At 34.6% G+C, this 12,277-nt stretch carries 10 protein-coding genes and 1 tRNA gene; 1 reads left to right on the top strand and 10 read right to left on the bottom strand.

The genetic code is table 11. The features are described 5' to 3' along the window. Positions 1-127: 127 nt before the first annotated feature. Together DM444_RS04795 and DM444_RS04790 are read right to left on the bottom strand one after the other, a co-directional pair. Positions 128-739 carry a 50S ribosomal protein L25/general stress protein Ctc gene (locus DM444_RS04795; RefSeq protein ID WP_026727205.1) on the bottom strand — a complete coding sequence of 204 codons (612 nt, stop codon included), beginning with the start codon at positions 737-739 and terminating at the stop codon, positions 128-130. A gap of 123 nt (positions 740-862) precedes the next feature. Next, positions 863-1,804 (bottom strand): ribose-phosphate pyrophosphokinase, encoded by a 942-nt coding sequence (locus DM444_RS04790; RefSeq protein WP_008465976.1) that lies wholly within the window; start codon positions 1,802-1,804, stop codon positions 863-865. A gap of 288 nt (positions 1,805-2,092) precedes the next feature. On the opposite strand from DM444_RS04790, the gene DM444_RS04785 reads away from it, so the two are divergent. Then, positions 2,093-2,172, top strand: a tRNA-Leu gene (locus tag DM444_RS04785). A 37-nt stretch (positions 2,173-2,209) separates the two neighbouring features. Here the strand turns inward: DM444_RS04785 and DM444_RS04780 are convergent. The 8 genes from DM444_RS04780 to DM444_RS04745 form a co-directional block, all read right to left on the bottom strand. Next, positions 2,210-2,680 carry an OsmC family protein gene (locus DM444_RS04780; RefSeq protein WP_111284512.1) on the bottom strand — a complete coding sequence of 157 codons (471 nt, stop codon included), beginning with the start codon at positions 2,678-2,680 and terminating at the stop codon, positions 2,210-2,212. Positions 2,681-2,756: 76 nt separating this feature from the next. Beyond that, on the bottom strand, positions 2,757-3,635 hold the full coding sequence (locus DM444_RS04775; RefSeq protein ID WP_111284510.1) for an alpha/beta fold hydrolase: 879 nt from the start codon (positions 3,633-3,635) through the stop codon (positions 2,757-2,759). Between the two features lie 142 nt (positions 3,636-3,777). Then, complete coding sequence (locus DM444_RS04770) at positions 3,778-4,401, bottom strand: hypothetical protein (protein ID WP_111284508.1); 624 nt, start codon at positions 4,399-4,401, stop codon at positions 3,778-3,780. Positions 4,402-4,562: 161 nt separating this feature from the next. Then, positions 4,563-5,747 carry an aldose epimerase family protein gene (locus DM444_RS04765; protein WP_111284506.1) on the bottom strand — a complete coding sequence of 395 codons (1,185 nt, stop codon included), beginning with the start codon at positions 5,745-5,747 and terminating at the stop codon, positions 4,563-4,565. A gap of 96 nt (positions 5,748-5,843) precedes the next feature. Continuing rightward, positions 5,844-7,352 carry an L-arabinose isomerase gene (gene araA, locus DM444_RS04760; RefSeq protein WP_111284504.1) on the bottom strand — a complete coding sequence of 503 codons (1,509 nt, stop codon included), beginning with the start codon at positions 7,350-7,352 and terminating at the stop codon, positions 5,844-5,846. Between the two features lie 160 nt (positions 7,353-7,512). Beyond that, the gene (locus DM444_RS04755; RefSeq protein ID WP_111284502.1) at positions 7,513-8,214 is read right to left on the bottom strand and encodes an L-ribulose-5-phosphate 4-epimerase; all 702 of its coding nucleotides are present in this window, start codon (positions 8,212-8,214) and stop codon (positions 7,513-7,515) included. Beyond that, a complete protein-coding gene (locus tag DM444_RS04750) occupies positions 8,198-9,889 on the bottom strand; it encodes a ribulokinase (protein WP_111284500.1) in 1,692 nt (563 codons plus the stop codon). The genes DM444_RS04755 and DM444_RS04750 overlap by 17 nt, the downstream gene beginning before the upstream one ends. Positions 9,890-10,056: 167 nt before the next feature. Continuing rightward, the gene (locus DM444_RS04745) at positions 10,057-12,042 is read right to left on the bottom strand and encodes an alpha-L-arabinofuranosidase C-terminal domain-containing protein (protein ID WP_111284532.1); all 1,986 of its coding nucleotides are present in this window, start codon (positions 12,040-12,042) and stop codon (positions 10,057-10,059) included. Between the last annotated feature and the right edge of the window lie 235 nt (positions 12,043-12,277).

Here is a 12,277-nt window from a genome sequence, read left to right as displayed (position 1 = left end):
ATAGCGCAATTCTTGATCTTTTTCCATAATGATACTTTTTGTGTATCGCTATTTCAGGACAAGACATTACAAGCAAAAAAAAAGCCCCAATCGTAAGATTGAGGCTTTTTGTATTGAGTGAAAAAAATTATTTTTTCTTTCCTTTTGCAGGAGCTTTTGCAGCTTTTGCAGCCTCTTGAGCAGCTTTCATAGCAGCACGAGAGATTCTCACTTGACAAACAACTGTGTTGTCTGGGTGCATAATTTTGTACTCTGGTTTTCCAACTTTAGTAACATATAATTTGTTACCCATTTCAAGTGGAGTGATATCAGCTTCAACGAAATCAGGAAGATTTGCTGGTAAAGCTTTAACTTTTAATTTACGTTGGTTTAAACGTAAAACACCTCCCGCAAGAACACCTTTAGATGTACCAACGATTTTCACAGGAACTTCCATTGTGATTTCTTTATCATCAAATAATTGGAAGAAGTCAATGTGTAAAATTTTGTCAGTTACTGGGTGAACTTGGATATCTTGCAAAATTGCATTGAATGATTTTCCTTTTCCAAGCTCAATCACAACTGTGTGTGCATTTGGAGTGTAAACCAAGTTTTTGAACGCTGCAGCGTCTGCTGAGAAGTGTACTGCTTGATTTCCTCCGTATAACACGCAAGGAACCGCTCCAGCATTACGTAAGGCTTTAGTTGACACTTTGCCCACGCTTTCTCTTTCTGATCCTTTAATTGTAATCGATTTCATTGTAAAAAAAATATAGTTATTAATAATAAATATTCTATTTTGCTGTAAGCTTTAGGCCATAGGCTTTAGGCTTTTTATGCAAAGTAAATAAGCTTACGGCCTAATGCCTACAGCTTACTGCTTTTACATTATAAATTTTCCACTGATGGAATTGTTGTGGTGAACCATCTGCATAACCTCTGCAAATAAAGGTGCACAGCTTACCACTTTTATCTTTTTTGATTCTCTCTTTAACGGAATTGAATCTGTTACGATTAATTCTGTTAGTTTTGAGTTTTCAATTTTCTCATACGCACCGCCAGATAAAATAGCGTGTGTACAAATTGCTCTTACACTTAGCGCTCCTTTTTCGATCATTAGGTCTGCCGCTTTCGCTAAAGTTCCTCCTGTATCGATCATATCGTCTACTAAGATTACGTTACGTCCTTTTACTTCACCAATTAGTTCCATAGTGTCGATAACGTTGGCTGCTTTTCTTTGTTTGTAACAGATTACTACATCTGATTCTAAAAACTTAGAGTAAGCGTATGCTCTTTTTGAACCTCCCATATCTGGAGATGCAATTGTCAGATTTTCTAAATTTAAACTTTCTACGTATGGTAAGAAGATCGTAGATGCAAATAAATGATCTACTGGTTTTTCAAAGAATCCTTGAATTTGGTCTGCGTGCAAATCCATAGTCATGATTCTTGTTGCTCCTGCAGCAGTTAATAGGTTTGCTACTAACTTAGCTCCAATTGGAACTCTTGGTTTGTCTTTTCTATCTTGTCTTGCCCAACCAAAATAAGGCATAACAGCTGTAATATGTCTTGCCGATGCACGTTTTGCTGCATCAATCATTAACAACAATTCCATCAGATTATCTGCACTTGGAAAAGTTGAACATACGATAAATACTCGTAATCCTCTTATTGATTCTTCGTAAGATGGCTGAAATTCACCATCACTATACGTTGACATCGTTACTTTTCCTAACGGAATCCCGTAGTCTTTTGCAATTTTTTCTGCAAGATAAACACTTTGTGAACAAGCAAAAATTTTAGCTTCTGGTTCTAGGTGCGACATTGTAATTTGTTGTTTTATTCCGTTACTTTTAAAAAATCTTGCATTATCTTTTGAATAAAGCAGAAAGCGTATAAATGTCTCGGATGTAGTTAGTTGTGTGTGCTTCGTTTTAACGAGCTGCAAATTTATAAAATTTATTGAACACTGAAAGCAAATATTTAAGTATTTTTATTAGAATTTTTAATTTTATTTTTTACATTTGCACCGTGTTAAAGGAATGACATCATTTATGACTTCATTCTATTGCGTTAAAATAACTGATTTATCATTTATTTTTTCGTCTGCTACGCCCGGATGGCGGAATTGGTAGACGCGCTGGTCTCAAACACCTGTGGGAAACCGTGCCGGTTCGACTCCGGCTCCGGGTACGAAAAACCTCTTCTTAACGGAAGAGGTTTTTTCTTTTTATATCACTTCGCAACTTGCCTCATGCAAAACAGGAAAATTGCAGGAATTAGCAATAAAACACAACTGATTTGCTTTTTGATGCAGTTCTAAAGCTAATTCTACTTTATCAGAGTTTACAATTGTAACTTTTGGATTTAATCGAACTTCTGTAAAACGTCCGCTTCCATCTGGATTTACTTCTAATGTTGCTTCTGCGTTGTCTGAATATTCCAAAACTTCTATTCCGTTTTGAGAGCAGACATATAAATACGACATCATGTGGCAGGAAACTAAACTGCTTAGCAATAAATCTTCGGGATTATATAATGACGGATCGCCTTTGAATGCTTTTGCTGCTGAAACATTTAAAATCGGTTTTCCTTCAATTTTAACCTGATGGCTTTTGCTATAGAATCTTTTAGAAGAATCTGCTAGGTTTTGTTTGGAAGTCCAATTTGCTTCTGCTTTGAATATGTGTTTGAAAGTCATTTTTTTGTTGTTTTAGCCACGAATTAAATGAAGTTGAAATTCATGGCTAAAATAATACAATTCTATCGATTCAATTTTATTTACCCCATTTAGTCCAATCTGAATCTGGTCTTTTGAAAGGTTCTGATAAAAATTTATTTGCTAATGCATTAAACAATTCCGGACTTGAAGCTGGCGCAAAATGCGTCTCTCCAGGCATAATGCACAACTGTGCTTCAGGTATATTTTCGAAAATTTCAACTGTGTGTGCATTTCTGATTACATCTCTATCTCCAGCTATTACAAGCACTTTTGCTTTAATTTTTGATAAATCTTTTGTTGCAATACTAGGCTGATCTACCAAAAGTCCACAAAGTTGTTTCATTAGATTCCAATTCTCGCTAGTATCTTTTTCTTTAATTTTTGAAACAATCATTTTTTTCAAGTTCTGAACATCTTTTGTTGCCCACGAATAAATAGCTGTAGAATCAGGTCGTAAATTGGCGCCCATCGCTACAATTTTCTTTATTTTTGACTTACCTGAAATCCCCATTTGCAACCCAACAATTCCTCCGTCACTCCACCCAATAACACTTATCGAATCCAGTTTTAAGTGATTAACTAATCCTTCCATATCTTTTGTGATTTGAACATAGGTAAGAGAATCAGTTTTCAACTCCGATTTGCCTTGTCCTCTACTATCGGCAGCAATAACTCTGTATTTACTTTTAAAATAATCAATTTGATTTCCCATTGATTCAATACTTCCTCCGTTTCCATGTATCAATAATAAAGGCTCTCCTTTTCCGTATTCTTCATAATAAATTTTAGCTCCATTGATTTCAGCAAACTTTCCAATAGCGGTATTTTTACCATAAGGAGTATCAAATTTAAAATTCATCTGAACCTGAGCACTTGCTACTACACATACAGAATAGGCTAATACCAGCATTAATAATTTAATTGGTTTCTTCATAAGTAAAGTTTTTTAGGATAGTTATTTCTCAAATGTAAGAAAGAATTGAATAACCTTACAAAATACTTATTAATCATAATTGTTTCAATTTTTACCAATAAAAAAAACCTCGAAAGCATTTAATTTCCGAGGTTTTACTAAACTAATTAACAGATTCTATTTTATCAATAAACCATTTCTCATTTATCTTTTTTAAAGAATACTTATACTTTCCAGATATAGGTAGAACAAACGTCACCTCTGAATTAAAATCGTCTTTTTGATTTATAGCATATTTAATTTTATCAATATTTAGTAAATCTTCTTCAAATGCTTCTTGAGTAAGAAAAAAATGATCATAATCAAAACCATAAGGCGGACCATCATTTTCTGGATTTTCTTTGTAATATTTGTCTGCTTCTAAAAATGATGTTTCTTCATTTTTAAGAATGTTATCAGTTAAAAAACCACTTTTTTTCAATTCCGAAATATATTTTTCAGCTTCTTTAAAATCTACATAATAATTTTCTGCCTCTTCATTCTCTTTTACATCCATAGGTCCTCCGCCAATGACATCAAATTTTCCCAGCATATCCATGTTTTTAATATACCATTTCATAAAGTTTTTAACTAATTTTATTTGTTCATTGCTATCATTTGATAAATCTGTCTTTTTGCCTGAATCTACCTTATCAATAGAATTGCTTTTCTGTTGGCTTTTTTCTTTATTTTGACAACTTTGTAGAAATAAAATGGAGAATAAAATATAAATAACTTTTCTTTTCATATTACAATTTTTCAGTTTCCTAAGATGAATTAAGCTCGCTAAATTAATCTTTTAACAGTAGCGAAATAAATTATCATTCTTTCTAAAAATAAAAAAACCTCGAAAGCATTTAACTTCCGAGGTTTTTAGAGAATTACTAAACTAATTAACAGATTCTAAAACTATTTTTTTACCGAGAATTTAAAAGTAGTTTTAGTTTTATAATTTTCTCCAGGGTTTAAAACCGTTGTTGGGAAATTTTTCTGGTTTGGAGAATCTGGATAATGTTCTGTTTCTAGACACAATCCTGTTCTGTGTGCAAAAGTTCCTCCGTTTGGCATTGGTAAAGTTCCGTCAAGGAAGTTTCCAGAATAGAACTGAATTCCAGGTTCGTCTGTTGTCATTTCCATAACTCTTCCGCTAGCTGCGTGGTATACTTTTGCAATAATTGTTTTTCCTTTTTCAGAGTTGTTCAACACCCAGCAGTGGTCGTAACCTTTTCCTTTTTCTAACTGATCATTTTTAGCATTGATATCTTTTCCAATTAATTTTGGAGTTCTGAAATCGAAAGGCGTACCAGCAACATCTTCTAATTTTCCTGTTGGAATTAAATCTGCATCAACTGGAACTAATTTATCTGCATTTAAAGTCAATTCGTGATCTAAGATTGTTTTTGTAAAATCTCCAGATAAATTGAAGTATGAATGCTGCGTCAAGTTAACAACCGTTTTTTTGTCTGTTGTCGCTTCGTACAAAACTTCCAACTGATTGTCATTTGTCAATGTATAAGTTACTGCAACTTTTAAGTTTCCTGGGTAACCTTCTTCCATATCTTTACTTAAGTAAGACAATTTTAATGAAGCTGTTTCACCAGATTTAACCTCATCTGCTTTCCAAACTACGTTAAAAAATCCTTGCGGACCTCCGTGTAGAGCATTTGGTGCATTGTTAATCGCTAATTGATAATCTTTTCCATCTAATGAAAATTTACCTTTTGCAATTCGGTTTCCGTATCTTCCGATTAAAGCTCCAAAAAATGGATTTTCTTTTTCGTATTGCGCTAAAGAACTGAATCCGATTACTACATTTTCTGAAACTCCTGCTTTATTAGGCACTTTCAAATCTGTAATTCTTCCTCCAAAAGTGATGATGTCCACTTCCATCCCATTTTGGTTTTTCAATTTATAGCTCTCTACTTTTTCACCTTTAGCAGTAGTTCCATATTCCGATTTGTCAATTGTAACTAATGCTTTTTCATCAGTTGCCACTTTTTCTGTATCAGCTTTTTTATCGCTTTTACATTGAACTGAAACCGCAGCAAAACTTAAAAGGCTTAGACCAAAAACACAACGTTTTAATACATTCATAAATGATATTTTTTTGATTTGTAAAAAGTAAAATGTTAGATGTTAAAAGCTAAAAGTAATAAAAAACTTAGAACCTTAGCAACTTAGAATCTCAGATTACAATCCGTGTTGAAACAAATGAAAGTATGCTTCGTTAGCATTGATTTTATCTTTAAACTCTCTGACAGTCGTTTTTTCATCAATTACCAATAATTCGATTCCTGCGATGTCTGCAAAATCCTCCATATATTCTGTTGTAATTGATTGGCTATAAACCGTGTGGTGTGCTCCACCAGCCAAAATCCAAGCCGTTGCTGCAACTTCAAGGTTTGGTTTACAATCCCAAAGAACACGTGCAACTGGTAATTTTGGTAATTCTGCCATTGGTTTTACTGCTTCCACTTCGTTTACAATTAAACGGAAACGCGTTCCCATATCAACCAAAGAAACATTAATTGCGTCACCTGCAGGCGAGTTGAATACCAAACGAGCTGGATCTTCTTTTCCTCCAATTCCTAATGGATGCACTTCGCAAGAAGGTTTTCCGTCAGCGATTGATGGACAAATCTCTAACATGTGAGATCCTAAAACATATGATTTTTGTGGTGTGAAATGGTAAGTGTAATCTTCCATGAAAGAAGTTCCTCCTTCTAAACCAACACACATTACTTTTAAAGCTCTAACCATTGCAGCTGTTTTCCAGTCTCCTTCTCCACCAAAACCATAACCATCGGCCATTAATCTTTGTGTTGCAATTCCTGGCAATTGTTTCCAAACTCCAAGGTTTTCAAATGTATCTGTAAAAGCACCGAATCCTCCTTCTTCAAGGAAAGCTCTTAATCCTAATTCGATTTTTGCTGCTTCAACCAAAGAACTTCTTTGTGATCCTCCTTCTTTTAAAGAATCCGTTAAGTTATAAGAAGACTCATAAACTGCTAATAAATCAGCTAATTGTTTGTCTGTTACTTTCTCAATATGTTTGGTAACATCTGAAGAATCGTATCCGTTTACAGACATTCCAAAACGAATTTGAGCTTCAACTTTATCACCTTCTGTTACGGCAACTTCACGCATATTATCACCAATACGAGCTACTTTTAGGTTTTGAAGTTCATCCCATCCAAGAACTACTCTTGACCAGATTCCTAATTGTTTTTGAACTCTTTGATCTTCCCAGTGACCTACAACTACTTTACGTTTTTTACGTAATCTAGACATGATGAAACCGAATTCACGATCTCCGTGAGCCGATTGGTTTAAATTCATAAAATCCATGTCAATGCTTCCCCACGGAATTTCAGCGTTGTATTGTGTATGCAAGTGGCATAATGGTTTTTTAAGGATATTTAATCCTCCAATCCACATTTTTGCTGGAGAGAAAGTATGCATCCAAGCGATAATTCCAATACAGTTTTTAGCCGAATTCGCAGCCAAACAAACATCTAAAATCTGCGATGGAGATTTTACCACATCTTTATAAACCACTTTTACCGGGATTGAAGATGAAGCATCTAATCCTTTTGCAATAATCTGAGAATGTTCTGCTACTTTTCTAAGTGTTTCTTCACCGTATAATTCTTGGCTTCCTACTACAAACCATACTTCTTTTTGAGATATATCTATCATGTTTTTTATTTTGTTTCAAGTTTCCTTTGTTTCAAGTTTCAGGTTCTGAAATGCGGAAAATCTTATTGTTATGTTATTATTTTTGTTTTGTTTATTTCAGGTTTCAAGTTACGTTCCAACAACTTGAAACAAATAAAACCTGAAACCTGAAACAAAATTATTATTGTCCGTAATACGAATCTTTTCCGTGTTTACGGTTGTAATGTTTCTTTATTAATGAATCTTTTAATCTTGGTGCGTTTGGATTTATTTGTAAAGTCAGATATGCCATTTCTGCCACAACTTCTAGAACTTTACTGTTATAAACCGCTTTTGCTGCATTTTTTCCCCACGCAAACGGACCGTGATTTCCAATTAAAATCATTTCTACTTCTTCGTAAGAAAGATTCTTTTCTTTGAAGCAATCCAAAATCTGAATTCCGGTATTGTGTTCGTAGTTTCCTTCAATTAAATGATCTGCCATCGGGGGCGCACACGGAATATCAGCTGTTAAATGATCGGCATGCGTGGTTCCGAAAATTGGAATATCTTGCTGCGATTGTGCCCAAGCCACAGAATAGGTTGCATGCGTATGTGCAACGCCTCCAATATTTGGCCAGTGTTTGTATAAATATGCGTGTGTTTTAGTATCTGAAGACGGACGCATTGTTCCTTCGATAACATTATTATCAAAATCGACAATAACAATATCTTCAGGTTTTAAATCTTCGTAAGGAACACCACTTGGTTTAATGGCAAAAACACCATTTTTTCTGTCCACAGCGCTTACATTTCCGAAAGTATAAACCACCAAATTCAATGCATTTAACTGCATATTGGCTTCGTAACACTCTTGTTTTAAATCTTTATAAAGAGAACTCATTTTGAGAAATTTTAATAGTTGAATCTGCAAAAGCGCTTAATTTTTCGTATCCTAAAAGCAGTTTATGATACGCTTCAACTTTATCTGTTTGAGGGAAATATTCTCCGTCAAAATCACTTCCGATTTTTTGGCTTGCTTCGATTACGTTTGGATAAATTCCAGCTGCAACGGCTGCGTAAATTGCCGCTCCTAAAGCAGGAGTTTGGTCTGAAGCTGCAACTTTAATTGGCTTGTTTAAAACATTAGCCAAAGTCTGCATGATGAAAGGAGATTTACGAGCAACACCACCTATTCCGATTACGCTGTCGATTTTTACTCCTTCTTCTTCAAAACGGTCTACAATTTTCTTCGCTCCAAAACAGATTGCGTTTACTAAAGCTTTAAAAATATGAGGTGCTTTTGTTCCTAAAGATAAATTTGAAATCGCGCTTTTAACTTCCTGATTGGCATCTGGAGTTCTACGTCCGTTAATCCAATCTAAAGCAATTGGAAGACTTTCTGAAACAGGGATTTTCTCCGCTTCTTTCGTCAATTCCACAATTAATTTATCGCTGAATTCTTCTCTTAATTGTTCTTTTTGAGAATCATTTAAAAGAGATGATTCACTTAATAAATGTTCTGTCGGCCACATTAGCAATTCTTTGTACCAAGCCAATAAATCTCCAAAAGCCGATTGTCCTGCTTCTAAACCAATAAATCCTGGAATAACAGATCCATCAACTTGTCCGCAGATTCCTCTAACTGTTTTTGTTCCAACCTCATCATAAGAACCAACCAGAATATCACAAGTTGAAGTTCCCATAACGCGAACTAAAGTATTCTCTTCGATTTTAGCTCCAACAGCTCCAGAATGTGCATCAAAAGTTCCAACAGCCACAACTGTTTCTGTAGAAAGTCCTAAACGGTCTGCCCATTCCTGGCTTAGTTTTCCAGCAACTAAATCTGAAGTATATGTTTCATCATATAAATTCCCGCGTAAAGTCGCTAAATATGGATGTAATTTTTCTAAGAATTCAACTGGCGGTAATCCACTCCAGTCTGCGTGCCACATTGCTTTATGACCTGCTGCACAACGGCTTCTTTTGAAGGTTTTTAAATCTTTATCTTCAATTAATAAATACGTCATTAAATCACAATGCTCCATCCAAGTGTGTGCTGCATTTCTAACCGCCTCATCTTGTCTTGCAATGTGAAGGATTTTTGCCCAAAACCACTCAGAAGAATAAATTCCTCCAACGTATTTTGTAACGTCTTCTCCGCCCCAGCTTACTGCCAGTTCGTTGATTTCGTTTGCTTCATTAATAGAAGTATGATCTTTCCATAAAACCATCATTGCATTTGGATTTTCTTCAAAACCTTTTGTTAATGCTAATGGCGTTCCATCTTTTGTAACTGGAACTGGAGAAGATCCTGTTGTGTCGATACAGATTCCTTTTACTAAAGAAGGATCTACTTTACTTTCTTTTACAACATTTTGAATCGTAATTTCTAATCCTTCGATATGATCCAAAGGATGCTGACGAAATTGGTTTATAGAGGCGTCACAATATTGTTTGTTTTTCCATCTTTTGTAATGAGAAACATTCGATGCCAGCTCCTGCCCATTTTCTGTATCAATTAGCACCGCGCGAACAGAATCTGTTCCGTAGTCCAATCCTATTACATAATTTTTCATTCGTATTTATTTTAAAATATTGACAAATATAATTATAAATAATTCATAAGTGTATAAAAAACACTTAATAAAATTCTGTTCCTTAATTTTTACAAAAAATGCATCAAAACAAAGATTTAAGCTCAAAACAAAAAATAAATGTCAATATTACATTTATTATGTTGCGATTATTTCATCTTAATCTTTAAAACCGTTACAGAATAAGCTGGAAAATCGTACTGAACTTTGCTTCCACTTACCTTAAACTGACTTTCTTTTGGGCTAATTTTAGTTGGTGAAGCAAATGAATTTTCATCATTTAATCCATCTCCTTTCAAAGTCACCGCTGTTCCTTTTGAATCTAATTTTGCTCCTTTTAAATCAATTGAAACATTTTGAGCTGAAGCTGATGTATTTACAATTTTCAGAATTACTTCTTTTGAATTGGCATCTTTTACCGCAGAAGCAAATAAATCGTTTTGTCCTGTAACCGCTTTTCCGTCTTTTGTTATGCTGATTAAGTCTGTTCCTTTATTGTTTGAAAAGAGTTTTTGTACATAATAATTTGGTGTTCCAAATGACTGCAGATTGTTGAACCAAATCATATCTGGTGTCCATTGCCAGCCTTCTTCATGAGCCAATAATGGAGCATAAGAAGTTAAATGAACTACCTCAGCATTTCGTTCCATTCCCGTCATGAAAGCAGCTTCAGAAAAAGCACATTCCCAATTGTTTTTGTTGTCTGGACTTGCAATAGCTACGCTTTGTGCAGCATATTCTCCAGCAAAAATCTTTGGTCCTTTACGATCGTAACTATCGTAACGCGTTGCATTTTTACGAAACCATTCTGGATTTTTATAATAATGTTCGTCTACAATTTCTGCGTTTAGTTTTTTAAGTTCCTTCATTCCATATTCGAAGAAATCTCCGTCAGGGAAAGGTCCTGTTCCTGAAACAATGGTAATGTTTGGATATTTGCTTTTGATGGCTTTTTCAAACACTTTAAAACGCTCGATATAATCTGGTCCCCATTGCTCATTTCCAACTCCAATGAATTTTAAGTTGAATGGTTTTGGATGTCCCATATCGGCTCTCACTTTTCCCCAAGCTGTTTCTGTTCCGCCATTTGCGAATTCAATTAAATCCAAAGCATCTTGTACATAAGGATCGATTTGATCCATCGGAACTAATTCTCCTGTGTTGAATTGACACGCCATTCCGCAACTTAAAATTGGAAGCGGAGAAGCGCCAATATCTTCTGAAAGCTGAAAATATTCAAAGAATCCTAATCCGAAACTTTGGAAATAATCTGGTGCAGGTCTGTGCGCAAATTCCATGTTCCAACGGTTTACAGCAGTTTCTCTGTCTTCCACTTTTCCAACCGATTTTTTCCATTGGTAACGCTCTGCTAAAGTTCTTCCTTCAACAATACAGCCTCCTGGGAAACGCAAAAATCCTGGTTTTAAATCGTATAATAATTGCACTAAATCTTTACGAAGTCCGTTTTTTCTTCCTGCCCAAGTATCCTCTGGAAATAGTGAAATATTATCCAGATCAATTACTCCGTTTCCTTCAAAAGTGATTTTTAATTTTGCTTTTGCTTCTGTCGCGGTTGACGTTAACTGCGTAGAATAATTTGACCAATCTTTTGATGTTGGAACAACTGAAGTTTCTCCCAGTACTTTATTGTCTTTATCAATAAATTGGAATTTAATTTTTGAAATATTTCCTGAAATTTTTGAAGCTTTTAAAGTCAGATTGTATTTCAAATCTTTTTTGATTCCCATTCCTCTGAAACCTTCATTTACCAACTGATAACCGCTCGCATCGTTAACTGTAACTCGGCAGTAATTGTGATTGGTTCCTTGTTGAGAATACTGAATGACATTTGCAATTCCAGATTGCTGATTTAGTTTATGGCGGTCGCTGTTTGGTTCATTCCATCCCATCATTGGAAACAGAAATTCGAATGATCTGTTTTTAATCATTTCTGCGTACAATCCTCCGTCTGCAGCAAAGTTGATGTCCTCAAAAAACACTCCGTACATCGTTGGCTGAATTTTGGTTATGGTTTTGGACGCATCTACTTCAAAATTGTTTTTTTGTGCCGATGTGTATATGCTTGTTAACAGTGCTCCGCAAAGGGTAATTTTGGTAATAAGATTGGTATTCATGTTTTTATTTTTGTTTTTTGTCTTTATTTTTTTTAAACACATAGAATCATAGCATTCCTTGTCTAAAAAGGCATTTCATTTTTCTTAAATTCACATAGCTATGTGTTCAAATCTAGATTTGTTTTTTTTCTCTTTTATGGATTAAAAAAATCTATGTTTCTATGTGTTTAAATTTTTCTCTCGCAGATTGGCAGATTTATTTAAATCCTTTTAATCTGTGGCTATATTTTTTATT

Origin of the sequence: Flavobacterium ginsenosidimutans, from assembly GCF_003254625.1 — a bacterium.
Classification (GTDB): domain Bacteria; phylum Bacteroidota; class Bacteroidia; order Flavobacteriales; family Flavobacteriaceae; genus Flavobacterium; species Flavobacterium ginsenosidimutans.
Note: the sequence above shows the minus strand (reverse complement) of the source record. Positions and strands in the feature narration are given on the sequence as shown.

Excerpts from the sequence above, each read along its gene's own strand:
- DM444_RS04795 (WP_026727205.1), bottom strand. The coding sequence starts at position 739 with ATGAAATCGATTACAATTAAAGGATCAGAAAGAGAAAGCGTGGGCAAA.
- DM444_RS04790 (WP_008465976.1), bottom strand. The coding sequence starts at position 1,804 with ATGTCGCACCTAGAACCAGAAGCTAAAATTTTTGCTTGTTCACAAAGT.
- DM444_RS04780 (WP_111284512.1), bottom strand. The coding sequence starts at position 2,680 with ATGACTTTCAAACACATATTCAAAGCAGAAGCAAATTGGACTTCCAAA.
- DM444_RS04775 (WP_111284510.1), bottom strand. The coding sequence starts at position 3,635 with ATGAAGAAACCAATTAAATTATTAATGCTGGTATTAGCCTATTCTGTA.
- DM444_RS04770 (WP_111284508.1), bottom strand. The coding sequence starts at position 4,401 with ATGAAAAGAAAAGTTATTTATATTTTATTCTCCATTTTATTTCTACAA.
- DM444_RS04765 (WP_111284506.1), bottom strand. The coding sequence starts at position 5,747 with ATGAATGTATTAAAACGTTGTGTTTTTGGTCTAAGCCTTTTAAGTTTT.
- araA (WP_111284504.1), bottom strand. The coding sequence starts at position 7,352 with ATGATAGATATATCTCAAAAAGAAGTATGGTTTGTAGTAGGAAGCCAA.
- DM444_RS04755 (WP_111284502.1), bottom strand. The coding sequence starts at position 8,214 with ATGAGTTCTCTTTATAAAGATTTAAAACAAGAGTGTTACGAAGCCAAT.
- DM444_RS04750 (WP_111284500.1), bottom strand. The coding sequence starts at position 9,889 with ATGAAAAATTATGTAATAGGATTGGACTACGGAACAGATTCTGTTCGC.
- DM444_RS04745 (WP_111284532.1), bottom strand. The coding sequence starts at position 12,042 with ATGAATACCAATCTTATTACCAAAATTACCCTTTGCGGAGCACTGTTA.